We start from the raw sequence: 24,990 nt of genomic DNA, 5'->3' as shown, positions 1-24,990 counted from the left end.
CCCGGTTCTTCAACGTGGAGATGGAATTCGTTCATTCGATTCGTTCGTCGATGGCCGTCGCCGGCATGCGCGGATACTCGCAGACCAGCCTGCGGGTTTCTGGTTCGAAAGCGTCAGCGATGGAACCACGCTTCGTCTGCAGGTCATTTGCAGACTCGGTGACTGCCAATGCTGAACATACGGTGTTACGTGCGATGCCAAGTCGCCGCGAGATCGCCGTTATTGGCACGCCTTCTGCTCAATGCAGTCGACGGATCTCTGCGTACTGTTCCACATTGATCCTTCCCTCAGAATGTCTGTTGAATGGATCAGGTGGGGTGAATATTCAAAAGTCGTTCAATGGTTAGCATTCAGTTAGCGTTGGCACCCCTCCGAACTTGCCCCCGGTTGGTCCTGCCATAAGTCCATAGCGGCCTTCCTTGGCCCTTCTCGGCCTTCGTGCGAGCCTTCCTCTCCCCTACCCGACTCCCGGCTCTCGTGGCGTCGCTATACGCCCACCTTGCTGCTCAGAGAGTCATCACGGTATGCCTGACTATCTGATCTTGCTGTTCCAGAACATGCTGTATGCAGTCCTTACTCAACGCCGTTGCATATCTGCCCTAAGCAAGAACGATGAAACGTACCCTTGGAATCGCCCGATACGGCTTCTCGGTCCAAGGTTTTCGGAGTTGTGCTCAGTTGCGGACAGCATCCTGGCTCCCTTGCACATCAGTCCTCGAACAATCTAAGAAGCATGGCTGACACATGCCACTGTGCATTAGATGGAGTAGAGCCAGGCAGGGATAGACCGCGAAAACCATCAGTGTCTCTACTGATCGCACCTTGTGTTCTCCTTCGCACTGGAAGGTAGCCGGAATACTGTGCACCAAATGCGGCACCTATCGCCCCGGATGTCCTACCAAGCAGAATACTGGCTGCCCAAATCCGTATCCGCTGGGGTAGTTCCCGCAGCCAGGCGGGTCGAATCATGCGTTCTATCCTCTTCCCGTTCTCCGTAGAATTCATTAAGTGGAGGCATTTCGGTGACCTAAACTGAATGGCTCGCTGATCCTCAGGAGCAGGCATCGGAGAATGGTTACGAAGCGAGGTGAAGGGCTCGGCTCAGCGATGCGGTGCCAATCCCGAACCTGGTACGGTGTGTCCTGCTTTCTCTACATTTCTGGACAGCGTCGTGGCTACTTCGTGCTCATGCCATCGGCATGTACGTTCCCTCTTTGATAAGCCAACGGCGGATGCCAACAATCAGTTTTATGCTTGCTGTGGTTCATGATCCATTTGATGCGAAAGCTATGCGGGCACACATAAGTATCCGTTTATGGACAGCAGCGGTTTCCTACCCACCAACGATTCGTCTCCATGTGCCGCCCTCATACTTGGTTGGCAGTAACCTCGCATGGAGTATTTGTTTCACGTGAAACACAGGCTCTAGATACAAGAAAGGCGCATGTTTCACGTGAAACATGCGCCAGTTCATGAAATTACGAGTTCATAGTCGGATCAATAACCTGCATGATGCGGTTCAGATCATCCACCGAAGCGAACTCGATGCTGACTTTGCCCTTGCGGCTGCCAAGCTGAATCTTGACGTTAGTGTCCAAGCGGTCCGCGAGCGAAGTTGCCAGGAAGTCCAGGCGTTCATTGCGCTGGGTCTCTCGCGCCTTCTTTGCTGGCTTTCGTGGCTTGTCGTCACTCAGTGCCACTGCTTCTTCGGTCGCGCGCACGGACAAGCCCTCATTGATGATTCGCTGAGCCAGCTGCTCGATGACTTCGCTGTTCGACAGTCCTAGCAACGCGCGCGCATGACCGGCAGAAAGAACGCCAGCCGCAACACGACGCTGAACGAGTGGAGGTAGTTTCATCAAGCGAATCGTATTGGAAATCTGCGAACGGGATCGTCCGATTCGTTCTGAAAGCACTTCCTGGGTGCAATTGAACTCTTCTAGAAGCTGCTGATAAGCAGCGGCCTCTTCCAGTGGATTCAGTTGTGAGCGATGCAGGTTCTCGAGCAAGGCGTCGCGCAACAGATCGGTGTCATGCGTGTCGCGAATAATGGCCGGGATAGTCGCTAGGCCAGCCGCCTGTGTCGCGCGCCAACGGCGTTCACCCATGACCAGCTCATACGGAGCGTCATCTTTCTCGCGGGAAGGGCGGACCACGATAGGTTGAAGCAATCCAATTTCGCGGATCGAATGGATGAGTTCATCCATGTGCTCCTGATCGAAGTTGGTACGCGGCTGCTTGCGATTTGGGTGAATCAGCTGGACGTCGAGTTCAGCGAACTGTGCGCCAGGAACTTCGACAAGATCGGGAGAGTCTGATTTTACAGGTTGCGGCTCGGTCTTCTTAGGTGCTGGTTTCTCAGCTGATGCGTCTTCCTGAGGTGCAGAGGTATTCTTTCCCCCAAGAGTTGTATTCAAGCCAGGCATAGTTGCGCGAGCGCGCTTTGCCGGCTTTGCGGGAGTGGTTGGCGCCTTAGGTGCCGAGGACTTGCGTCCCGGTTCGAAGAACATATCGACAGGACGTGTAGCGCGCGACTTCGACGCTTCCGCGGCCGGATCTACAGGAGCTGTTTCACGTGAAACATTCTGGTTTTCCTCAGGAGCCGCCGTCGCCGGTGAGCTGGAAATAAGGGCACCCAGTCCCCTGCCCAATCCCCGCTTCTTATCTGCCATGTTCTTCGCACGCCCTTTCATCCGAAATTTCAGCCCGAGACTAGTCTACTGTTTTTTGGCTTTGAACCGGGGATGCGCACAGTGCGTCAGCCGTGGCTCTCACCGTACGAATCTCGCATCCGCATCAGATAGATCTGGAAAAACAAACGAAAATCTAAGGGGATGATCTTTTCCAGCGTGAAACGTATTTATAAGGTCTTACGCGCCTCGTTCAGCCATCTCTACGGCTGCTTCGGAGTACGACAATGCACCAGTCGAATTTGGATCATAAGTAATGACGGTCTGCTGGTAGCTCGGCGCTTCAGAGATTCGTACCGAACGAGGGATGACGGCCTTGAGCACCTGCTCTGGGAAGTGCTCACGGACTTCGTTGGCGACCTGCGCGGCCAAATTCGTGCGACCGTCGTACATGGTCAGCAGTATCGTCGAAACCGTCAGCTTGGAGTTCAAATGCTTCTGGATCATTTCAATGTTCTTCAGTAGCTGGCTCAGGCCCTCGAGCGCATAGTACTCGCACTGGATTGGGATGAGAACTTCACGAGCGGCAACGAAGGCGTTAACGGTCAGCAGGCCTAGGCTTGGCGGGCAGTCGATGAAGACGTAGTCCAAGCGAGGCAGCCCCTTGCGCTGGCGGGTACGCGCGTAGTCATCCAGGGCGCGCTGCAGGCGCTGTTCGCGGGCTACTAATGAAACCAACTCGATTTCAGCGCCTGCCAGGTGAATGGTTGCAGGAGCGACCTGCAGGGTTGGCAACTCTGGGCATGTAGCTACTACGTCAGCCAATGGAAGATCATTGATTAACACGTCATAAATGCTGTCTACTTCAGCGTGGTGTTCAATGCCCAGCGCGGTAGAAGCGTTGCCCTGCGGGTCGATATCAATGACCAGGACGTTTAGCCCGCCCTTGGCTAGGGCGGCGGCAAGGTTGACCGTGGTCGTCGTCTTGCCTACGCCACCCTTCTGGTTGGAAATGGTGAAATAGCGGGTCTTCTCAGGCATTGGCACCTTGCGGGCCTCCAAAGCTTCGCGACGACGATGTTCACTAGCTATCTGAGTAGCCAAAGGCGAGGACGAGTCGTTGAAATCAAACGCGCTATCCGATGAATCCTTAGTCTTAGACAAAGGTAAAACTCCTCCTCGTGAATTGATGCACCTAATGCTCATGGCGTGCACCGATAATGTTTCACGTGAAACATTCAAAACAAGTCATTCAGATTGCGAAATGGCTTCATCCTCGAAAACTATGAGGATGAAAGCCATTTCGCTTCTATAACTATTTAACAGACTATCGCGTCAACCTTAGCCAACCTTGATGCGAACCACCGTGGTTGGCTCTGCAAGGATGCTTTCGCCCACAGTGAGCACTTCGGTTTCCCTGCCGCCAAGCTTGCGGATCGCCTTGGTAGCCTTAGCGATCTCTTCGACAGCGGAGCGGCCCTTGATGGCGATGAGCTCGCCCTGTCCGTGTAGCAATGGAATAGTCAGTCCAGCCAAGTTGGTCAGAGCAGATACGGCACGGGCCGTGACATAGCGTGCGTTGACGACGTCGACCATCTGCTCTGCACGGCCACGCATCACGGTGACGTTGTCCAGACCCAGATCATCGATAACCTCGGAGAGCCAGATGCAGCGGCGCTCCAGAGGCTCAATAAGCGTCAATTTGAGGTCCGCGCGGGCAATTGCCAAGCAGAGCCCTGGAAGGCCAGCACCGGAGCCTACGTCGGCTACCTCGGCGTCCTTCTCCATGACCTCTTCGATCACGGCGCAGTTGAGCACGTGACGGGACCACAGACGGGGTACTTCCCGTGGGCCAAGAAGCCCGCGCTCAATGCCCGAGGTCGCCAGATGCTCCACATAGCGCTTGGCAAGATCCAGGCGGTCACCGAAGATCTTCTCGGCAGCCAGGGTCTCTTCTGCAGTAAGGCTGAGGTCCTCAGTCATGGTCGTTGGTCCTTAGGTCGATCAGCACGCTCTCGCGTGATGGTTCTTAGCTGTCCAGTACCGAAATAACGATATGGCGTCGGGTCGATTCACCCTCGGATTCCGAGTGCAGTCCTGCATCGGCGATCACGTCGTGCACGAGCTTGCGCTCGTAGGCGCTCATTGGATCCAAGTGGGTCTTCTCGCCGGTTTCGCGTACCGACGCAATAGCATCTTCAGCGATCTTGCGGAGCAGTTCTGCGCGCTCTGCGCGGTAGCCGGCAATATCCAGGATCAAGCGCGAACGTTCACCGGTAGCAGTGAGCACTACCAGCCGGGTGAGTTCCTGGAGGGCATCGAGGACTTCTCCATCCTTGCCTACGAGGCTCTCCAACGAGGCGTCTGCGTCCTCGGCAAGGATCGAGATGTAGGTGCGGCCACCGCGGATCTCGATGTCGATATCGCCGTCCAGATCTGCAATGTCCAGAAGCTCTTCGAGGTAGTCGGCGGCGACGTCGCCCTCGTCCAGAACTTCCTGGTCGTCTTCGATCTGGTTTTCCAGTTCTGGTGCGTCGATGTTCTCAGTTGCAGTCATGGCTACTTCTTCTTTCGACGGTTCTTGCGCTGCGGCTGTTCACGCTGGCCCTTGGCCTGCTGCTCTGCCGCGGCGGCGGCAGCGGCATCAGCGTCTTCCTTCTTCACGCCTACTGGAGGCAGGCCCTTGGCGGCGCGGCGAGCGTTAAGTTCGCGCTCTGCTTCCGAACCAGGGGTCGGGTTGTTGCGGATAACCCAGAACTGCTGGCCCAGGGTCCACAGGTTCGAAGCGGTCCAGTAAATCAGCACACCGATTGGGAAGTTGATACCACCGATACCGAAGACCAGGGGCAGGATGTACAGCATCATCTTCTGCTGCTGCATGAACGGGCCCTCGAGGGCCTCCTTGCTCATGTTCTTGGTCATCAGCTGTCGCTGGGTGAAGAACTGCGATGCGGTCATTGCAAGGATCATGACCACCGCAACGATGATCACTGCCCAGTTGATGGCACCGGAATTGATGGTGCCCAAGAAGGTCTCGGACAGCGGAGCGCCCAGGATCGAGGAATTGTCGAAGCTGCGGATGTGCTCAGCGGACAGAGCGCCGATCGAACGTCCATCATCGCTGGCGCGGGAGGCTTCGTTCAGAACGCGGAACAGCGCGAAGAAGAACGGCATCTGCACGAGCAGGGGCAAGCAGGAAGACAGCGGGTTGGTCTTATGCTTCTTGAACAGCGCCTGCTGCTCCTGAACCATAGCCTGGCGCGACATCTGGTCGGTCTTGCCCTTGTACTTGGCCTGCAGCTTGCGCAGATCAGGCTGCAGTGCCTGCATCGCGCGCTGGGACTTGATCTGCTTGACGAACACTGGGATCAGCAAAGTACGGATCAGCAGCACGAGGAAGATGATCGACAAGGTCCAGGTAACACCCGAATCCCCGTTCATTCCAATCGCGGTGAACAGTTCGTGGAATGCCCACAGAACCCACGAGACTACGTACGTAAACGGAGTCAGTATCGTGTCTAGGAAGTTGTTCATCAGTGGTCGAGCTCCTTGCGGCCGCTTTCCGCGGCGTCTTCATCGTCGGGAATCACAGGATGATTCAGAACTATGATCCTCGGCAGTTTGCCTTCTGGCCAAATCCTCGGTCCCTCAGGAACGTGGTCGACGCCTCCGTGGGACCACGGATTGCATCGGAGAATCCGCCAAGTGGTCAATCCGGCGCCTTTGACAACGCCGTGCTGAGTCACTGCTTCGAGCCCATAGGCAGAACAGCTAGGAAAGTATCGGCATACATCGCCATATAGTGGCGAGATGAGTTTTCGGTAAGTCTTGAGCAGCCCGATAACGATGTTGCGTGGGATATCGATGATGAACCACAGCAAACCGGTACGCGGAGCTAAGTCCTTACGCATCAGCGCGCCTCAATCTTGCGCAAAACAGCGGAGAAGGCTGAATTGACCTGGGAGTTGAGTTCTTCCCAAGAGAGTTCGGCGGCGCCAGGAAGTGCACGGAAGACGAAATCGACGTCGCCGTCCACGCGCCGCAGCTCGTGGGCGATTTCCCGCATTCGTCGTTTGGTGAGATTCCTTTTAACGGCAATACCTACAGCCTTGGAAACAATGAATCCAAACCTGTCACCAAGGAACTCTTCGGTTTCTCGGTGCCGTGCATATAGCACGACGTTCCGGCGTCCGCTTCGGACGCCGGAACGTACAGTGGCTGTAAGGTCTTGCGCTAGGCGCAGTCGCTGATTCTTAGGCAACATCGGCTTCGGGTTGCTCTTTAGCTGAGCTCGTTGAAGTCATGCTGCCAAGAGCTGTTTCGCAAATTTATGCGGACAGCTCGGTGCGACCCTTGCCGCGACGTGCCGAAAGGATGGCACGACCTGCACGGGTACGCATACGAAGGCGGAAGCCATGCTTCTTCGAACGACGACGGTTGTTAGGCTGAAAAGTCCGCTTGCTCACGGTGACACTCCAAAACGTTTTAGATGATGCGTACTACCCGTTACTAGCTAGCTGGATAACAACAGGATGACGCTCGTGCTTTTTATAAAATGCGCTTTTTTCGCGGGCTCTTCCAAAAATGAGCAAGTCGCAAAAAGATGCGCATAGGACTGAATAACAATAGAAAACTATGCGCGCAAGGTCAAATTGGCGCACGAGTTCTGCCCATGCTCCCTACTTCGAGAGTCGGCCTGTGAATAATCTACCCCAGACTTGTGGATTAAGGCTGTGCATAACGAAAGAAAATTCACAGTTTTCCGCAAAACAGCTAGTCATCTCGCAGCGAAAAACGCTTGATTTCAAGGGAAAACCCGTTTTCCACAGTAATAACACCCGGTTTTTCCACGGAGCTGTGCATAACTGTGTGGATGATGGATAGAATCAATGCAGACGTGGTCCAGAAAACGACGTTTCAGAAGCCTGGAAACAGGATTCTTGTGACCAAGATTGCATTTAAACGGAAGCGGGGCGCCCTTAGTGAGCAGCGACGAAACCAATAGCATTGGTAGCTCTTGGCGCCAAGTCATCCGGAAGATCGAGGATGATGATCGCGTCAAGGCGCGTTACCGTGCCTTCGTATCGCTGGCTAAACCTCAGGGACTAATCGGTACGACGCTCTTAGTTGCGGTACCCAATGACCTCACCCGCGATATTCTGCAGACTCAGCTGCGCGAGCCGCTGGATGAAGCACTGCGAGAAGTCTTCCAGGACGAGATCCGTTGCGCCGTCAGCGTTGATCTCTCGCTCTCGGATGAGCTCGAAGAAGATGAGCCTGAAGCCAAAGCCGCCGCGCCGTCAGCTCCAGCAGTCGTTGAGACTCCTGGTCCGCGCCCCCAGCCAGCACCGCAGCCAACTCCCCCATCGAATTCGCAGGAGTTCGGCCGGCTGAACCCGAAGTACATTTTCGACACCTTCGTGATCGGCTCATCGAACCGCTTTGCCCACGCCGCAGCCGTTGCTGTTGCCGAAGCGCCGGCCAAGGCCTACAACCCGCTGTTCATCTATGGTGATTCAGGTCTGGGCAAGACTCACTTGCTGCATGCCATTGGCCACTACGCACGCCATCTCTACAAGGGCATCCGCGTGCGCTACGTGAACTCCGAAGAGTTCACCAATGATTTCATCAACTCGATCCGCGACGACGAGGGCGCAAGTTTCAAGCAGACTTACCGCAATGTCGACATTCTGCTCATTGACGACATTCAGTTCTTGGCCAACAAGGACGCTACCCAGGAAGAGTTCTTCCATACCTTCAATGCGCTGCACAACCACAACAAGCAGGTTGTCATCACCTCTGATCTGCCTCCCAAGCAGCTGCAGGGATTCGAAGACCGCATGCGTTCGCGCTTCGAGTGGGGCCTGCTGACCGATATTCAGCCACCAGAGCTGGAGACGCGTATTGCGATTTTGCGTAAGAAGGCCGACGCTGAAAATCTTTCAGCTCCAAGTGATGTCATGGAGTACATTGCTTCGCGTATTTCCACGAATATCCGGGAACTCGAAGGTGCTTTGATCCGTGTCACCGCTTTCGCGTCGCTGAATAACCAGCCCGTGGACCTTGCATTGGCCGAAACCGTGCTCAAGGACTTGATCAGCGAAGACGGGGCCCAGGAAATCACGCCGTCGACCATCATCAAGCAGACCGCAGAGTACTTCGGACTGAGTATTGATGAGCTGAACAGCAAGTCGCGAACTCGTACTTTGGTCACCGCGCGCCAGATCGCCATGTACTTGCTGCGTGAGCTTACCGACATGTCGCTGCCGAAGATTGGTGCAGAACTTGGCGGCCGCGACCACACCACCGTGATTCACGCGGATCGTAAGATCCGTGAGCTCATGGCCGAGCGCCGAGCGATCTTTAATCAGGTCACCGAGCTAACCAACCGGATTAAGCAGAGCCAGCGGGAGCACTAGCGGCGAGAAATCACAGGTGTGGATAAGACTGTGGATGATTTGGTGACGACCTGCGGATAAGTGCGCAAACCATGTGGACGTTAAAAATCATGGAACTGAGTATCAACAGGATGATGGAACTGAGTCTCATGTTCAACCACAGATTGTTCACATGCACAATCGTGGGCGGGTCTGGGGTTACAGGCCTTATCCACAGTATCCACAAGGGTTATTAACACTTCTCCTTTAAACCCTTAATCATCCAAATAACGAGTCCACTCCACACCCTCGAGCCAAATCCTGTGCAGAACAATTTTTTGTTGCATCGTCCACACTTCGTTCATTGAGCAGACGTTGCGCTATCAGGGCGTGGCAAGATTAGATGGATAAAACGTGCAATTACCTGCTCTATGCTTAAGAACTTGGCGAGGGAACAACCTTCTTGGCCTGACTTAAGACTTATGGGTTCCGAAAGGCGGATTTTTCGTGAAGTTCAGCGTTGAAAAGGATGTATTGGCAGACGCCGTATCCTGGACTGCCCGGTCCCTGGCACAGCGACCACCATCACCTGTTTTGGCTGGCATTCTCATCACCACCCATGAAGGCCTGGTTCGGCTCGAGGGATTCGACTATGAGATTTCCTCGCATATTGAGATTCCCGCGGACATTTCTGAGCAGGGTTCGATCTTGGTTTCCGGCAAGCTCTTGGCTGAGATCACCCGATCGCTGCCTAACTCGACGGTCACCTTGGAGACCGAAGGCTCGAAGATCTCGCTGACCTGTGGCCGTTCACGATTCCACCTGGCCACCATGCCAGTTGATGAATACCCAACCCTGCCTGAACTTCCAGCTATCGCCGGCACTATCGATGGCCAAGCATTCTCCGAAGCTGTATCGCAGGTTATCGTTGCGGCGTCCAAGGACGACACCTTGCCAGTTCTCACCGGCATCAAGGTTGAAATTGAAAATGACCTGATCACATTCTTGGCCACGGACCGCTACCGTCTGGCTCTGCGTGAACTCAATTGGACTCCGAACCAGGCAGAAATCTCGACCTCCTTCCTGATCAAAGCCAAGACCCTCAACGAAGTTGCCAAGACTCTCTCGAGCTCTGGCGAGCTGAAGCTTGCAATGAGCGAGAACGGAGAAATGGTTGGCTTCGAAAGCTCCAACCGCCGGACCACTTCGCTGCTGATCAATGGCGAATACCCGAAGATCCGCTCGCTGTTCCCAAGCGACACCCCAATCCATGCCACCGTTCGCACCAGCGAGCTGATGGAAGCTGTTCGTCGTGTATCGGTGGTTGCCGAACGCAATACCCCAGTTCGCATGGCTTTTACCGATGGCCAGCTGACCTTGGATGCTGGCACCGGCGAAGACGCGCAGGCTGAAGAAGCTATTGTTGCGTCTCTTCGCGGCAAAGACATCGTCGTTGCCTTCAACCCGACCTTCTTGTCCGAAGGCCTGAACTCCTTCAATACCGATTTCGTGCGCTTCTCCTTCACCAGTGCGCCCAAGCCGGCCATGCTGACCGGCCAGAAGAAGCTGGATGAGGATGACCAGGACCAGTATCGCTACCTCGTGATGCCGGTTCGGTTGCCCAACTCGAACTAAGCCAATTTCGTGGTGGATGGCTAAAGCCATCCACCACCTTCTTTCTGTCAGGACCTCGGTGTATATCTCGCAGCTTTCACTCACGGGCTTCCGCTCGTATGCGCAGGCCGACGTGCACCTGGCCCCTGGGATCAACGTTCTGATCGGCCCCAACGGCGTCGGCAAAACCAATATCGTTGAGTCCGTTGGCTATTTGGCCAATCTCTCTTCGCATCGCGTGAGCAATGACGCCCCTTTGCTGCATTTCGGTTCTGAGCGCGCGCTGATCCGCGGCACCGTGCATCGCGGCCCGCAAACCACAGTGATCGAGGTCGAAATCACCAGTGGCAAGATCAATCGTGCCCGCATCAACCGGGCCAACCCGGTTCGCGCTCGGGAGATCCTGGGCATGGTGCGCACCGTGCTCTTCGCCCCGGAGGACATGGCGCTGATCAAGGGCGACCCGTCCAACCGCCGCAAGTTCTTGGACGAGCTCCTGGTAGCCCTGCGCCCGGTAGAAGCCGGCACCAAGAACGACTACGACCGCATCGTGAAGCAACGCAATGCCCTGCTCAAATCCATCCGCGGCAAGTCCAAGCTGAGCACCTCGCAGGAAAACACCCTCAAGGCCTGGGATCTGCAGTTGGCCTTGACGGGCGCTCGATTGATCCGCGGACGCCTTGACGTCCTGGCCTTGATTCGCCCGTACATGCAGGCCGCCTACGCGGATTTGGCCGATGGCGCGAAGGAAGCGCGCGCCGTCTACCGGTCCTCGCTCGAGGGCGAACTCGATGAAAACAGCCTTCCGGCAGAGGACCTTGAATCCTTGGACCAAGAAGAAATCCAGGAACTGCTGCTGAACGCCATTGAAGTTAATCGCAGTCGGGAAGTCGACCGCGGAATTTCGCTCTTTGGACCGCACCGGGACGATCTGACCCTGATCCTGGGACCGACCCCTGCCAAGGGCTATGCCTCGCACGGGGAAACCTGGTCCTTTGCCCTGGCCCTGCGCCTTGCCGCCTACCGTGTTTTCGGCGATGACGATCCGCGCCCAGGTTCCGGACCCATCCTGATCCTTGATGATGTCTTTGCCGAACTGGACACCACCCGTCGTGATCGTTTGGCGCATATCGTTGCCGGAGCCGAGCAGGTTCTGGTGACCGCCGCCGTTGTCGAAGATGTTCCAGAAGCACTGAAGGGACATTTCTTCCAGGTCTCCCCTGGCCAGGTTGTCGATGCATGAGCCATCAGAACGGGATGAACACCGCTTCGATCCAGAGATCGATGCGGCCAAAGCACTGCTCAACCGCATGCGGAAGCTCGCCGAAGAACGTGGCGAGAAGCGCATAGATGCGGCGCGCATGGACAAAGTGCGCAAGCGAAAAGCCGCCCGCCGCGGATTCGCCGCTGAAAAGCCGGAATCCGCCGAGGGGGCGATCCGCGATCCGCGCGCCATCGGCGAAGTAGTCTCCCGCTTGTCCAAGTCCCGCGGCTGGAACACCCAGGTCGCGGTCGGATCGGTACTCGGCCGCTGGCCCGACATCATTGGCGTGGAGAACGCGAAGCACTGCAAGCCGGAATCCTTTGAAGACACGGTGGTGGTGATGCGCTGCGATACAACAGCGAGAGCTGCGCAAATGCGCCTGCTCAGCCACGATATTCTGAAGAAATTCGATGCCGAGTTGGGTCCCGGGATCGTCACCGTGATCAAGGTGCTCGGGCCTAATGCTCCCTCCTGGCGCCATGGCATGCGTTCGGTGGCCGGCCGGGGTCCACGCGACACATACGGGTAGAAATTGCTGGCACGGCATATGGCGCACTCACGGACCCGGAGGGTGGATCCCCCCACACTTGATCGCCCCAACTGCCTCAGAACGTCAATTAGCAGCTTTTGGTGGGCGATTTAGGCCTCAAAGCCACCGTTTATTTTGGTCTACGCGGTAGAATTAGAGGTAGTGAAATGACTCCGCTGCGGGCTTGCCCGGGGCGGTGTCCCTCCAGACCATGATTGCCTGACGCGCTGAATCCATCGCAGCGGGCAATCGCGCGCCAAATCCGAGGAGTTCGTAGCACCCGTGTCTACCGAAAATGCTTCACCGCAGGAACCGGCTGAAAGCCAAGCCCCCGCGGAATCGATGACTTCCAAAGTCGAACACACTTACGGCGCCCAGGATATTACCGTCCTCGAAGGACTCGAAGCGGTACGCAAACGCCCGGGCATGTACATCGGTTCCACCGGCCCTCGAGGCCTGCACCACTTGGTCTACGAAGTCGTCGACAACTCCGTCGATGAGGCGCTGGCTGGCTACTGCGACACCATCAACGTCACGCTGCAGGCCGATGGCGGCGTGCGCTGTGAAGATAACGGCCGCGGCATCCCAGTAGACATCCACCCAACCGAGGGCAAGCCAACCGTAGAGGTTGTCATGACCATCCTGCACGCAGGCGGCAAGTTCGGCGGCGGCGGCTACGCGGTCTCCGGCGGCCTGCACGGTGTGGGCATCTCCGTGGTGAACGCCCTGTCCGAGAAGGTCGACACCATCGTGCGCCGCCAGGGCCATGCGTGGCGCATCGGCTTCGGCAACGGCGGCCACACCGTCCAGGAGCTGACCAAGGGCGAAGAAACCGAGCTGACCGGCACCAGCCAGACCTTCTACCCGGATCCGGAAATCTTCGAGACCACCGAATTCGATTTCGAGACGCTTCGCGCCCGTTTCCAGCAGATGGCCTTCCTGAACAAGGGCCTGCGCATCACCCTCACCGATGAGCGAGTGCAGGACAACGAAGAGCCCGAGGCCGAGGTCGAGGAGGAAATCGAGAACCAGGTAGTCAAGCCGCGCACGGTGGACTACCTGTACAAGGACGGCCTGCTGGACTACGTCAAGCACCTGAACGCCGCCAAGAAGATCGAACTGGTCCACGACGAGGTCATCGCCTTCGAATCCGAAGATGCTACCCGCGGCATCAGCCTGGAAATCGCGATGCAGTGGACCAGCGCCTACGCCGAATCCGTGCACACCTACGCGAACACCATCAACACCCATGAAGGCGGCACCCACGAAGAGGGCTTCCGCGCGGCCCTGACCGGCCTGCTCAACCGCTACGCACGCGATAACAAGATCCTGCGCGAAAAGGACGACAACCTCACCGGCGAGGACGCCCGCGAAGGGTTGACCGCCGTGATTTCGGTCAAGCTCTCCGAGCCCCAGTTCGAGGGCCAGACCAAGACCAAGCTGGGCAACTCGATGGCCCGAGGCTTCGTCCAGGGCGTGGTCAACGAGGAACTGGGCGACTGGTTCGAGCGCAACCCGAACGTGGCCCGCGACATCATCCGCAAGGCCCAACTGGCTTCGCAGGCCCGCATGGCCGCCCGCAAGGCCCGCGACAACGCCCGCCGCAAGTCGCCGATGGAATCCTTCGGCATGCCGGGCAAGCTCTCGGACTGCTCCTCGAAGAACCCTGCCGAGTGCGAAGTGTTCATCGTGGAGGGCGACTCCGCAGGCGGCTCCGCCAAGCGCGGACGCGACCCGCACACCCAGGCCATCCTGCCGCTGCGCGGCAAGATCCTGAACGTGGAACGTGCCCGCCTGGACCGCGCGCTGGGCAATGCCGAAGTGCAGGCGATGATCACCGCCTTCGGCACCGGCATCGGCGAAGAGTTCGACATGGCCAAGCTGCGCTACCACAAGATCGTGCTGATGGCCGATGCCGACGTGGACGGCCAGCACATCACCACGCTGCTGCTGACCTTGATCTTCCGCTTCATGCGCCCGCTGATCGAGCACGGCTACGTCTACCTGGCAGCCCCGCCGCTGTACCGCATCAAGTGGTCCAATGCGCCGCATGACTACGTGTTCACCGACAAGGAACGCGACCAGGAGCTGCTTGCCGGCCAGGCCGCCAACAAGCGCCTGCCCAAGGACAACGGCATCCAGCGCTACAAGGGCCTGGGCGAGATGGACTACTCGGAACTGTGGGACACCACCATGGATCCGGAGCACCGTACGCTGCGCCAGGTCACCATGGATGACGCGGCCGCCGCGGACGAGGTGTTCTCCGTGCTGATGGGCGAGGACGTCGAGTCCCGCCGTAACTTCATCCAGCAGAACGCCAAGGACGTGCGCTTCCTGGATATCTAGCCGGCCGCCGCCACCACAGATATCCACCGAAGACTTTTTTGACTTGTAAGGGAAGAAATTGAGCGACGAGCAAACCCCTGAGAACGCACCAATGGACGGCGAGATCATCGAGCCGGTCCCAGAAGGCGGTCGCATCGACCAGATCGACCTGCAGACCGAAATGCAGCGTTCGTACCTCGACTACGCCATGGCCGTTATTGTCGGCCGCGCGCTGCCGGATGTGCGCGATGGCCTGAAGCCGGTGCACCGCCGCGTGCTGTACGCAATGTACGACGGCGGCTACCGCCCTGAGCGCTCGTACAACAAGTGCGCCCGCGTGGTCGGCGAAGTCATGGGCCAGTACCACCCGCACGGCGACACCGCGATCTACGATGCGCTGGTCCGCCTGATCCAGGACTGGGTCATGCGCTACCCGCTGGCCCTGGGCCAGGGCAACTTCGGCTCCCCGGGCAACGACGGCGCCGCCGCCCAGCGTTACACCGAAACCAAGATGGCCCCGCTGGCCATGGAAATGGTCCGCGACATCAACGAGAACACCGTTGATTTCCAGGACAACTACGACGGCAAGAACCAGGAACCAACGGTTCTTCCGGCGCGTTTCCCCAACCTTTTGGTCAACGGCTCCTCCGGCATCGCCGTGGGCATGGCCACCAACATCCCGCCGCACAACCTGCGCGAAGTCGCCGAGGGCGTGCAGTGGTACTTGAAGAACCCGGAAGTTTCGCGCGAGGAGCTGCTCGCCGAGCTGATGCTGCGCGTGAAGGGCCCGGACTTCCCATCCGGCGCCATGATCCTGGGCACCAAGGGCATCGCCGATGCCTACCGCACCGGCCGCGGCTCGATCACCATGCGCGCAGTGGTCAACGTGGAGGAAATCCAGGGACGCACCTGCCTGGTGGTCACCGAACTGCCGTACATGGCCAACCCGGATAACCTCGCGGTGAAGATCGCCGAACTGGTCCGCGACGGCAAGATCGCCGGCATCGCCGACATGCGCGACGAGACCTCGGGCCGCACCGGCCAGCGCCTGGTCATCGTGCTCAAGCGCGATGCCGTGGCCAAGGTAGTGCTGAACAACCTGTACAAGCACACCGAGCTGCAGTCCAACTTCTCGGCCAACATGCTCGCGATCGTCGACGGGGTGCCGCGCACCCTGCCGCTGGATGGATTCATCCGCCACTGGGTCACCCACCAGATCGAAGTGATCGTCCGCCGTACTGAATACCGCCTGAAGAAGGCCGAGGAAGAAGCCCACATCCTGCGCGGCCTGCTCAAGGCCCTGGATGCCCTGGACGAGGTCATCGCCCTGATTCGCCGCTCGGCTACCACCGAGGCGGCGCGCGACGGGCTGATGGAGCTGCTGGACATCGACGAGGCGCAGTCCCGCGCCATCCTCGACATGCAGCTGCGCCGCCTGGCCGCCCTCGAGCGCCAGAAGATCCAGGATCGCCATGCCGAGCTCGAGCGCATGATCGCCGAATTCCAGGCGATCATCGCCGATCCGGCACGCCAGCGCCAGATCGTCTCCGAAGAACTGCAGGAAATCGTCGACAAGCACGGGGACGAGCGCCGTACCAAGGTGCTGATGGGCTACGACGGCGACATGAGCGTCGAAGACCTGATTCCCGAAGAGGAAATGGTCGTCACCATCACCCGCGGCGGCTACGTCAAGCGCACCCGCATCGACAACTACCGTTCGCAGGCACGTGGCGGCAAGGGCATCAAGGGCGCGAACCTGCGCGGGGACGACGTGGTGGAGCACTTCTTCGTCACCTCGACCCACAACTGGCTGCTGTTCTTCACCAACCACGGCCGGGTTTACCGCACCAAGTGCTACGAGCTGGCCGAGGCCGGCCGCGATGCCAAGGGCCAGCACGTAGCCAACGTGATGGCCTTCCAGCCGGACGAGCACATTGCCCAGGTGCTGGACCTGCGCACCTACCAGGATGCGGCCTACCTGATGCTGGCTACCCGCAACGGCTTGGTCAAGAAGACTCGCCTGGAGGATTACGACACCAACCGCACCGCCGGCGTGATCGCGATCAACCTGCGCGAGGACGATGAACTGGTCTCCGCGCAGCTGGTCAGCGAATCCGATGACGTGATGCTCGTCTCACGCAAGGGCCAGTCGGTCCGCTTCACCGCCACCGATACCGCGCTGCGCCCCATGGGCCGTGCAACCTCGGGCGTGACCGGTATGAAGTTCCGCGAAGACGATGAACTGCTGGCAGCCGATGTGGTCCGCGAAGGCTCCTATGTCTTCACCGTGACCAACGAGGGCTACGCCAAGCGCACCACCGTCGAGGAATACCGTGTGCAATCCCGCGGTGGTTTGGGCATTAAGGTGGCCAAGCTCAACGAGGAACGCGGTGAGCTGGTTGGCGCGCTGATCGTCGACGAGACCGATGAGGTCTTGGTGGTGATGGGCTCGGGCAAGGTGGTCCGCTCGGCCGTTTCGCAGGTTCCTTCCAAGGGCCGCGACACGATGGGCGTCATCTTCGCCAAGCCGGACAAGAAGGACCGGATCCTTGCGGTTGCCAAGAACTCTGAGACTGAGCTCGAAGAGAACTTGGAGGAAGATGCCGTAACGTTGGACGCAGAAAACACGATCGATGAGTCATCGGCTGTGCCAGAAAACGAATCCGGCGCGGAAAATGATGACAACACTAACGGAGGTAACGCATGAGCACGCCCTCGACGCCACGCCCCAGCGGCGGTGCCCCGAAGAGCGCAGCGCCGCGACCTACCCAGGTAAAGCGTCCAGCTCCGACCGGTACTGGCGCCCGTCCGGCTAGCGCCGGCGCACGACCAGCAGCAGGCCAGGCACGTCCAGCGGGCCAGCGCCCGACAGGAGCGCCGCAGCGCCCAACCAGCCAGCAGCGTCCGGCCAATGGCCAGGATCGCCTGGTTCGTCCAGCGCCCAAGGCGAAGGTCCGCAAGGCCCGCCTGCTGGTTTCCAAGGTGGAGCCCTTCTCGGTTCTGAAGCTGGCCTTCCTGCTCTCGGTAGCTTTCGGTGTGATCACCGTGGTTGCCGCCGTGGGCATCTGGGCTGTCTTGGATCTGACCGGAACCTTTGATGCGTTCAACCAGCTGATGCGCGAGGCCATTGGCGCCGACGGCAACTTCGACCTGCGCGACACCATGTCGCTGGGCCAGGTGGCTTCCTACGCGACGATCATCGCAGTGGTGAACGTAGTGGTAATTTCCGTGGTCTCCATGCTTGGCGCGGTGCTGTACAACATTGCTGCTTCACTGGTCGGCGGAGCCGGAGTGACCCTCACCGACGACTAGGAACACCCCAAGTCGAGCCCGGGATTCATGCTGTGATGCATGACACCCGGGCTCGATTTGTATCTTTGGGAGAACACCGGTAAAGTTTTATTTCGTTCCGAAGGGAACAAAAACAAAAGCAAGGGCGTATAGCTCAGGCGGTTAGAGCGCTTCGCTGATAACGAAGAGGTCCCAAGTTCAAGTCTTGGTACGCCCACGGAAACCTTGCTGGAGAGAAAGAGGGAGTAATGAAAAAGTTCCTGGTTCTCGCATCGATCGCGGCTGCTGCAGTAGTCTTGGTCAAGAAAGCGAAGGCTTCGTCGGAAACGAAGGAAACCTGGCATCAGGTAGCCGATAAAGTTTCCTAAAGCTTTTGGGGCCTTAGCTCAGTTGGTAGAGCGTCTGCTTTGCAAGCAGAATGTCAGGAGTTCGATTCTCCTAGGCTCCACAAAAGAAAGTGGCGGAAAGTGAAAACTTTCCGCTAATTCTTTTTGATTGATCCGGTTGGATTGGTCTTGGAGTGGAAACTTCAAAATTGAATACGGGGCCTTAGCTCAGTTGGTAGAGCGTCTGCTTTGCAAGCAGAATGTCAGGAGTTCGATTCTCCTAGGCTCCACATTTGCCAAAAGGCGGAAAGTGAAAACTTTCCGCCTTTTGCGTATCCAGAAGAAAATTCTATTTCGCTAGTGCGGGATCCGGGCCATCCGGACATGCTCATAGTGTCCAATAAGCTGCTCGCCAATGCTGTGCCAGGACCGATCCTGGACACTGCTAAGCGCAGCGCTGGCAAAAGCCAGCCGTTTCGCATCGTCATAGGCCAAGTCGCTGACCCGACTGCGCAGCTCACTAAGGTTTCCTGGCTGATAGAGCCAGCCCGTGCGCGAGGAATCCACCAGATCCAGCGGTCCCCCACGGCCTACGGCCACGACAGGCACACCACAGGCCATGGCTTCCTGAATGGTCTGGCAAAAGGTCTCTGAGGCGCCAGGATGCACAAAGATGTCCATCGAAGCCATGACCTCGGCCAAGCGTTCCCCGGAAAGGAAACCGGTGAAGTGGGCGTTGGGCAAAAGGCTGCGCAGTTCGTCCTCGAGTGGGCCGGAACCGACGATCACCAGCCGAGTATTCTCAAGACTCGCCAGGGCCTGCAGGTCCGCGACCTGCTTCTCTGCTGCCAGCCGGCCGACGTAGCCAATGACTACCTCGTCATTCGGGGCAACCGCCTGCCTGAACTGCTCGCTTCGCCGTCTTGGCGTGAACTGCGCTGTATCTACTCCCCTGCCTGAAATGGCAAGCCGCGGAACGCCCAGAGATTCGAGCTGGTGGTAGGAAAACGTGCTTGGAACCAGAGTGAGGTCCGCACCCGTGTGGATCGCTCTGACGTGCTCCCAGAGCCTCTGCGTCAGCCACGGCATTTTGTAGCGTGCCGCGTAGCTGGGAACCTCGGTCTGATACAGCGCCACGGTGGGCAATTCGAGTTCCTGTGCAGCGCGCAGAGCCTGCCATCCAAGGATGAACGGGCTAGCCAGATGAACTACGTCGACGCGCTCTCGAGCCAGCATCTTGCGCAGGCGCGCCACACTGGTGGTAGCGACCCGAACCTCGGGATAGCTTGCCAAAGGCATCGACGGAACTGTGAGGATCTTGAAGCCCTGATAGAGCTTTGGCACGCCATGGCCCGACAGCTCCCCTGCCAGCGAGCCTGCAGGGGTAATGACCACGGCCTCCTGGCCAGTCTGCCTGAGGTGATCCAGCGTCTTGAGGATTGAGTTGGTGACCCCATTGAAATGGGGAAGGAACGATTCAGCGACGATTGCTACCTTCACATCTTCAGCATGCTTTTCGTCAATTACACGCAAGTGAATATGACAAGGGTAGTGGATTAACTTCAGCTGTCTCGTTGTGGCCGCAACTCTTTAGTGGCAAAATACCTAGGTGCCCTATGAACAGTCCAGCCCTTCCGCCGTGGCGGTAAATGCCAACAAGAACGAAAAAGACTCCCGCATCGCGGTACTGCTCTTCCCTGTGCTGATTTTGCTGGGCGGACTGTGCGGAATGTTCGTTCCCCAAGCGTTCGTGGGGTTTTCCGGATGGATAAATCCCCTCCTGATGGTGATCATGTTCTGCATGGGGCTGACGCTGACCTTGCCAGACTTCGCCCTGGTGTTCAAGAACCCGTTGCCGGTGCTCGGCGGTGTCGCAGCGCAGTTCATCCTGATGCCATCCATGGGCTGGCTGGTCGCCACGCTGCTGCAGCTTGAACCTGCCTTGGCCGCCGGCCTGATCCTGGTTGGCTGCGCACCAGGAGGCACGGCATCGAATGTGGTTTCCTACCTGGCTCGAGGCAATGTCGCCCTGTCCGTTGCCATGACGTCCGTGTCGACCTTGCTCGCACCGCTGCTGACCCCGGCGCTGGCCTTGTGGCTGGCTGGCCAGTACATGCCGGTCGATGCTGGATCCATGGCCGTCAGCGTCATCAAGATCGTACTGATCCCTGTGGTCCTAGGCATCGTCCTGCGCATGCTGTTCAACCAGTTCGTGGCGAAGATCGGTGGTGTGCTGCCATGGCTGTCGGTACTAGCCATCACCTTCGTGGTGACGGTCATCGTCGCGGGCAGTGCACAGACGATTTTGACTGCTGGCCTGCTGGTCCTGGTTGCGGTCATTTTGCATAATGCCCTGGGCCTGGCTTTGGGGTATGCCATGGGTGTCCTGTTGCGCGTTCCCGAAGCTTCCCGGCGAACAATCGCCATCGAAGTCGGCATGCAGAATTCAGGCCTCGCCGGTGGGCTAGCGAAGCAATACTTCTCGCCTGAAGCCGCTCTGCCAGGTGCCGTATTCTCTGTTTGGCATAACTTGTCCGGCGCATTGATCGCAGCTTATTGGCGGAGAAAAGACGCTAAATAGCTCGAAGAGTGCGGGCACGGATAAAAGTATTCCATCATAAGAATATCTTGATCTGTCCAAGTATTCGCCGGATCCGGCACGTTCCAAGTTCGAATGAAGCCCATGCGCTGGGAAACTGTAACCTTGGTTGGTGACCATCTTGCTTGCCTTGGTCGGAATTCTCGGGATTTCGGCATCTGGCCCCATTATTGCCGCCTTCCCTGGTGTCCCGGTTCTCTCCATGGCCTTTTGGCGCAATGGAGCTGCGGCGGCCGCGCTCAGCGCACCGGCACTGCGAAAGAACTCCAAAGCTTATCTGCAGATGACCGGGCGAGAATGGTTCTTCACCGGGGTAGCAGGTGTAGCTCTCGCACTGCATTTCGTGTGCTTCATGTATTCGATGCGACTAACCAGCGTGGCTGCTGGAACGGCACTGGTGTGCATCCAAGGTGTCTGGATCGCGATTTACCAGGTTCTTCGCGGAACCAAATATCGAACGCAGGTTTTCCTTGGCATGGGCATTGCGCTGCTTGGTGCAATCATCATCACGGGATTCGACATGGGGCTGGGACGTGATGCCATCATTGGCGACCTCTTGGCACTAGCCGGTGGCGTCTTGGCCGCTGTGTACACGCTGGCCGGATCCGTGGCTCGCAGGACCTTGGGAACTACAACGTATGCCTCGAGCTGCTATGCCATTACCGCCGCAGTGCTGCTAATCCTGTGTTTCCTGACTGGAACGCCGATTTGGGGTTTCGACGCCCGAGGATGGATGGCGATCATTCTGCTGACGCTTTGCGCGCAGATCTTTGGCCATACCGCCATGAATCATTTGCTCAGCGTGCTCGGTCCGCTCACGGTCTCGACGCTGATTCTGCTCGAGATTCCTGGCGCGGCAATCCTAGCGGCAATGTTCTTGGGGCAGGTAGTTCCTATCGCTACCTATGCCGGGTTGGCCGTGATACTTGTTGGGCTTGCCCTCGTGATTCGAGGGCAAGCCCAACCAAAAGCAGCCTAGACGGCTTTATTTGTCATCTTCGAGGATTTCGCGGATTTCTTCCACGCTGGCTTCACGCGATTCAACAGGCTCGTGCGGTTGTGCAGGAAGTGGTTCGTTTTCCCATGGATCCTCAATTGGTTTCGAGGCCTTCCACACGGCTACCAGCACTGCGACAAGTCCCGCAATCAAGCCAACGGCTAGTACTTTTCCTGCTTTGCTCTTCTTGCTCATGCATTGCTCCCGATCCGAAAAAATTCACGCTAACCGACAGTTCAAGACTAGGCAGTTCTATGCCCAGTGGCCAGCAGTATCGGACAAGCAACCTAAGAATGGTCCAAATTTTCTCTCAACGCGTACGTCAGTATTTAGCGGGTCGAGCATAGATCATGGAAGAATGAAGGCATGACCGCAAACGCAACTCATAAAGCCACGATTCACACTACTTTGGGCGATATCGTTGTCGATCTCTTCGGCAACCACGCACCAAAGACCGTAAAGAACTTCGTTGGCCTCTCGACCGGTGAGCAGGAGTGGGTACACCCAGAATCCGGTGACAAGAAGACCAACACCCCGCTGTACAGCGGAACCATCTTCCACCGCATCATTTCTGATTTCATGATTCAGGGTGGCGACCCACTGGGCCAGGGCTTCGGCGGCCCAGGCTACCAGTTCGATGATGAGATCCACCCAGAACTGAACTTCAACGAGCCTTACAAGCTGGCCATGGCCAACGCGGGCATCCGCATGGGCCGTGGAACCAACGGTTCGCAGTTCTTCATCACCACCGTTCCTACCACCTGGCTGCAGGGCAAGCACACCATCTTCGGTGAAGTCCTTGACGCTGACTCGCGCAAGATCGTTGACGCGCTGAACGCCGTTGCTACCGATGGCCGTGACAAGCCACTGGAAGACGTTGTTATCAACTCGGTCGACATCGAGACCCTGTAACAACACAGGCGCACCAACCCGAGGCTCTGACGATTCCCTAGCGGCATTGTCGGGGCCTCGAGTATTTAATCCTTCTCCCCCAACTCAAGGCAGGTACTGATGTCCTTTGGACAGGTTTTCCCAGAGGGCCAAGCAACTCCGACGTGCTATCGACACTCGCAGACGGTGTCCTATGTTTCATGCCACCGGTGCGGACGTCCGGTCTGCCCGCAGTGCCAGGTCTCTGCGCCTGTAGGTGTGCAATGCGTAGACTGCGTCGCGCAAGCCAATAAGAACCTGCCGCGGCAGAAGACCCAATTCGGTGGCCGGGCTCGATCCGGTGCTCCTGTTATCACCTACACTTTCATCGGCCTGAACGTGCTGGTGTATCTGCTGCAGTGGATCATCCCTGGATTCACCAATCAGCTTGTACTTGCGCCGGCTCTGGCCGCCTATGAGCCATGGCGCCTGATCACCAGCGCCTTTGCCCACTCCACGAGCTCCTTCTTGCACCTTGCCATGAACATGTACGGCGTCTACATCTTCGGCACCATGCTCGAACCAAGGATGGGACGGCTGCGCTTCACCTGGCTATACCTGCTCAGCGCTTTTGGCGGTTCACTAGGCGTTCTCCTGCTGAGCAACCCGATCAGCGCCACGCTCGGCGCTTCGGGCGCACTGGCAGGCTTGTTCCTCGCAACTTTCGTAGTGTTCCGGTCCAACAAGCAGGCACTTCGCTCCATGGGAATTATCCTGGCGCTGAATGTCGTTCTCGGCTTCGTTATTCCCAGTATTTCGTGGCAGGGGCATCTGGGCGGAGCGATATTGGGTATCCTCGCAGCCTGCTGCATTGTGCTGATCCCGCGAAGTAATCCACAGCGTGCGCGTAACCAGATACTTTTACTCACGGCCTTGTCGATTGCGTTGCTGGCAGCCCTTTACCTCTCCACGGAAGCAGTGAAGTGGCCCTTGGGATAGTTCGAAAAGAAGCAATGCAGTTATCCACACTGCTTATCCACACTGTTAATAACTTACAAGCGTGTAACTCTCGAGGCCTAGTGGTTATTAACAGCCCCAAGACCCCGTTATATCAGGGATATTCGCCTTGGAGCACCCAATACTCACAACCTTGTCCCCAGTTGTGGATAACTTTTTAACAACCCCTGTAGATAGTGCATATACGAATCCACCGACTGTTAATAACTTCGGGTTCGAAAGTTTAAACGAATCATGAGAATCACGGTTCAATAAGCGGAATCACGCCTTATCCACAGCCGGAATCCACAGTGTTAATAACTTACAAGCATGTCATTTCAGTTTCCAATATCCCCGTTGACCTGTACTTTATCCGAAAAATCGTGAACTCTACCCAAGTTCTCCCCAGCTGTGGATAACTTTGTGAACAACTGTTTATAAAAGTTGTTCACAGTCACTGTGGATAAGCGTGTTTGCCTGTGGATTACTTGGTGAGAACTGGCAGGATCAGCATGCTGGCAAAGATGAGCATGACGATTCCGATAAGTACATCAAGTACCTGCCACGCCTTGGGGTTGGCAAAGAGCGGGGCAAGGAAACGTGCGGCGTAGGCAAGTGCGAAGAACCAAGTGAAGCTGGCAATGATCGCACCAGTGGCGAAATAGGGTGCGCCTGCGGCTTGGGAAGTAGCAATTGAACCAAGAAGCAGTACCGTGTCGATATAGACATGTGGATTCAGCCAGGTGAGGGCCAACGTCGTTCCGATGATCGAGACGGCTGTTGTTGCACCGGGGAGCCCTGAGACTTTCAGCGCCTCGGGCTTCAGTGCTCGGCGGAAAGCGAAAATCGCGTAGCTTGCCAGGAAGATGAAACCGCCTATTCGCGCAATCACCAATATCCAGGGCGCTCGGTCGACAAGCGCTCCCATGCCGCTGGCTCCGGCGGCAATCAGGATCGCATCTGATAATGAGCACACCAAAGCGGTGATGAAAACATGCTCTTTCCTGATTCCCTGGCGCAGCACAAACGCATTTTGCGCACCGATGGCGACGATGAGGGACAGGCCAGTGGTAAAGCCGAAGAACAAGGATCCAGAGAGCATGTAGAAACTGTAAGAGATTAGCTGATCTGCGTCGAACTTAAAGTTTCTGATTCTAGATTAGAGTTCCTAA

At 57.4% G+C, this 24,990-nt stretch carries 24 protein-coding genes and 3 tRNA genes; 15 read left to right on the top strand and 12 right to left on the bottom strand.

All coding sequences use genetic code 11. From position 1 onward, the window contains the following. Window positions 1-31: 31 nt before the first annotated feature. The 9 genes from ACP3TE_RS07225 to rpmH all read right to left on the bottom strand — a co-directional run bounded on the left by ACP3TE_RS07225 (window position 32) and on the right by rpmH (window position 7,096). Window positions 32-169 (bottom strand): hypothetical protein, encoded by a 138-nt coding sequence (locus tag ACP3TE_RS07225; RefSeq protein ID WP_402735400.1) that lies wholly within the window; start codon window positions 167-169, stop codon window positions 32-34. 1,309 nt (window positions 170-1,478) lie between these two features. Further along, window positions 1,479-2,672: a ParB/RepB/Spo0J family partition protein gene (locus tag ACP3TE_RS07220; protein WP_426735876.1), complete on the bottom strand. Its 1,194-nt coding sequence runs from the start codon at window positions 2,670-2,672 to the stop codon at window positions 1,479-1,481. 198 nt (window positions 2,673-2,870) lie between these two features. Next, entirely contained in the window at window positions 2,871-3,794 is a 924-nt protein-coding gene (locus ACP3TE_RS07215) for a ParA family protein (protein ID WP_402735399.1), read from the bottom strand. A gap of 177 nt (window positions 3,795-3,971) precedes the next feature. Next, window positions 3,972-4,613: a 16S rRNA (guanine(527)-N(7))-methyltransferase RsmG gene (rsmG, locus tag ACP3TE_RS07210; RefSeq protein ID WP_105662203.1), complete on the bottom strand. Its 642-nt coding sequence runs from the start codon at window positions 4,611-4,613 to the stop codon at window positions 3,972-3,974. Window positions 4,614-4,659: 46 nt separating this feature from the next. Next, window positions 4,660-5,187 carry a protein jag gene (locus tag ACP3TE_RS07205; protein WP_426735873.1) on the bottom strand — a complete coding sequence of 176 codons (528 nt, stop codon included), beginning with the start codon at window positions 5,185-5,187 and terminating at the stop codon, window positions 4,660-4,662. Between the two features lie 2 nt (window positions 5,188-5,189). Then, a complete protein-coding gene (yidC, locus tag ACP3TE_RS07200) occupies window positions 5,190-6,164 on the bottom strand; it encodes a membrane protein insertase YidC (RefSeq protein ID WP_105658696.1) in 975 nt (324 codons plus the stop codon). After that, window positions 6,164-6,541 carry a membrane protein insertion efficiency factor YidD gene (yidD, locus tag ACP3TE_RS07195; RefSeq protein ID WP_105662201.1) on the bottom strand — a complete coding sequence of 126 codons (378 nt, stop codon included), beginning with the start codon at window positions 6,539-6,541 and terminating at the stop codon, window positions 6,164-6,166. Before yidD ends, yidC begins: the two co-directional genes overlap by 1 nt. Further along, window positions 6,541-6,894, bottom strand: coding sequence for a ribonuclease P protein component (gene rnpA, locus ACP3TE_RS07190; protein WP_105658694.1), 354 nt, complete (start codon window positions 6,892-6,894; stop codon window positions 6,541-6,543). The genes yidD and rnpA overlap by 1 nt, the downstream gene beginning before the upstream one ends. A 64-nt stretch (window positions 6,895-6,958) precedes the next feature. Beyond that, window positions 6,959-7,096, bottom strand: a complete 138-nt coding sequence (gene rpmH / locus ACP3TE_RS07185) for a 50S ribosomal protein L34 (RefSeq protein WP_075972541.1) — start codon at window positions 7,094-7,096, stop codon at window positions 6,959-6,961. Between the two features lie 516 nt (window positions 7,097-7,612). Here rpmH and dnaA point away from each other — a divergent pair. The 11 genes from dnaA to ACP3TE_RS07130 all read left to right on the top strand — a co-directional run bounded on the left by dnaA (window position 7,613) and on the right by ACP3TE_RS07130 (window position 18,646). After that, window positions 7,613-9,049, top strand: coding sequence for a chromosomal replication initiator protein DnaA (gene dnaA, locus ACP3TE_RS07180; RefSeq protein WP_105658693.1), 1,437 nt, complete (start codon window positions 7,613-7,615; stop codon window positions 9,047-9,049). A 465-nt stretch (window positions 9,050-9,514) separates the two neighbouring features. Further along, entirely contained in the window at window positions 9,515-10,642 is a 1,128-nt protein-coding gene (dnaN, locus tag ACP3TE_RS07175; protein ID WP_426735871.1) for a DNA polymerase III subunit beta, read from the top strand. A gap of 58 nt (window positions 10,643-10,700) precedes the next feature. Continuing rightward, window positions 10,701-11,864, top strand: coding sequence for a DNA replication/repair protein RecF (recF, locus tag ACP3TE_RS07170; RefSeq protein WP_105658691.1), 1,164 nt, complete (start codon window positions 10,701-10,703; stop codon window positions 11,862-11,864). Beyond that, window positions 11,857-12,414, top strand: coding sequence for a DUF721 domain-containing protein (locus ACP3TE_RS07165; protein ID WP_105658690.1), 558 nt, complete (start codon window positions 11,857-11,859; stop codon window positions 12,412-12,414). The genes recF and ACP3TE_RS07165 overlap by 8 nt, the downstream gene beginning before the upstream one ends. A 342-nt stretch (window positions 12,415-12,756) precedes the next feature. Next, on the top strand, window positions 12,757-14,760 hold the full coding sequence (gene gyrB, locus ACP3TE_RS07160; RefSeq protein ID WP_402741640.1) for a DNA topoisomerase (ATP-hydrolyzing) subunit B: 2,004 nt from the start codon (window positions 12,757-12,759) through the stop codon (window positions 14,758-14,760). 58 nt (window positions 14,761-14,818) lie between these two features. After that, the gene (gene gyrA, locus ACP3TE_RS07155; RefSeq protein ID WP_105658688.1) at window positions 14,819-17,446 is read left to right on the top strand and encodes a DNA gyrase subunit A; all 2,628 of its coding nucleotides are present in this window, start codon (window positions 14,819-14,821) and stop codon (window positions 17,444-17,446) included. Further along, window positions 17,443-18,051 (top strand): DUF3566 domain-containing protein, encoded by a 609-nt coding sequence (locus tag ACP3TE_RS07150; protein WP_105658687.1) that lies wholly within the window; start codon window positions 17,443-17,445, stop codon window positions 18,049-18,051. The genes gyrA and ACP3TE_RS07150 overlap by 4 nt, the downstream gene beginning before the upstream one ends. Before the next feature lie 122 nt (window positions 18,052-18,173). Further along, window positions 18,174-18,247 (top strand) — tRNA-Ile (locus ACP3TE_RS07145). A gap of 31 nt (window positions 18,248-18,278) precedes the next feature. Next, window positions 18,279-18,398 carry a DLW-39 family protein gene (locus tag ACP3TE_RS07140; protein ID WP_219844366.1) on the top strand — a complete coding sequence of 40 codons (120 nt, stop codon included), beginning with the start codon at window positions 18,279-18,281 and terminating at the stop codon, window positions 18,396-18,398. A gap of 7 nt (window positions 18,399-18,405) precedes the next feature. After that, window positions 18,406-18,478, top strand: a tRNA-Ala gene (locus ACP3TE_RS07135). 95 nt (window positions 18,479-18,573) lie between these two features. Further along, window positions 18,574-18,646, top strand: a tRNA-Ala gene (locus ACP3TE_RS07130). A 67-nt stretch (window positions 18,647-18,713) separates the two neighbouring features. On the opposite strand, the gene ACP3TE_RS07125 is transcribed toward ACP3TE_RS07130, so the two are convergent. Then, window positions 18,714-19,856: a glycosyltransferase family 4 protein gene (locus tag ACP3TE_RS07125; RefSeq protein WP_400341851.1), complete on the bottom strand. Its 1,143-nt coding sequence runs from the start codon at window positions 19,854-19,856 to the stop codon at window positions 18,714-18,716. 109 nt (window positions 19,857-19,965) lie between these two features. Here ACP3TE_RS07125 and ACP3TE_RS07120 point away from each other — a divergent pair, with 109 nt between their 5' ends. Next, window positions 19,966-20,937: a bile acid:sodium symporter family protein gene (locus tag ACP3TE_RS07120; protein ID WP_426735867.1), complete on the top strand. Its 972-nt coding sequence runs from the start codon at window positions 19,966-19,968 to the stop codon at window positions 20,935-20,937. 130 nt (window positions 20,938-21,067) lie between these two features. Then, window positions 21,068-21,934, top strand: coding sequence for a DMT family transporter (locus ACP3TE_RS07115; RefSeq protein WP_105658702.1), 867 nt, complete (start codon window positions 21,068-21,070; stop codon window positions 21,932-21,934). A gap of 6 nt (window positions 21,935-21,940) precedes the next feature. Here ACP3TE_RS07115 and ACP3TE_RS07110 read toward each other — a convergent pair whose 3' ends face one another. Then, entirely contained in the window at window positions 21,941-22,147 is a 207-nt protein-coding gene (locus ACP3TE_RS07110; RefSeq protein WP_105658684.1) for a hypothetical protein, read from the bottom strand. 171 nt (window positions 22,148-22,318) lie between these two features. Between ACP3TE_RS07110 and ACP3TE_RS07105 the strand changes: the two genes are divergently transcribed. Both ACP3TE_RS07105 and ACP3TE_RS07100 read left to right on the top strand, forming a co-directional pair. Next, the gene (locus ACP3TE_RS07105; RefSeq protein ID WP_105658683.1) at window positions 22,319-22,864 is read left to right on the top strand and encodes a peptidylprolyl isomerase; all 546 of its coding nucleotides are present in this window, start codon (window positions 22,319-22,321) and stop codon (window positions 22,862-22,864) included. A 237-nt stretch (window positions 22,865-23,101) separates the two neighbouring features. Next, complete coding sequence (locus ACP3TE_RS07100) at window positions 23,102-23,821, top strand: rhomboid family intramembrane serine protease (RefSeq protein WP_166650743.1); 720 nt, start codon at window positions 23,102-23,104, stop codon at window positions 23,819-23,821. Between the two features lie 481 nt (window positions 23,822-24,302). Here ACP3TE_RS07100 and ACP3TE_RS07095 read toward each other — a convergent pair whose 3' ends face one another. Beyond that, entirely contained in the window at window positions 24,303-24,920 is a 618-nt protein-coding gene (locus ACP3TE_RS07095; protein ID WP_105658681.1) for a LysE/ArgO family amino acid transporter, read from the bottom strand. Window positions 24,921-24,990 lie beyond the last annotated feature (70 nt).

The organism is Glutamicibacter sp. 2E12 (assembly GCF_050030965.1).
GTDB lineage: Bacteria > Actinomycetota > Actinomycetes > Actinomycetales > Micrococcaceae > Glutamicibacter.
Note: the sequence above shows the minus strand (reverse complement) of the source record. Positions and strands in the feature narration are given on the sequence as shown.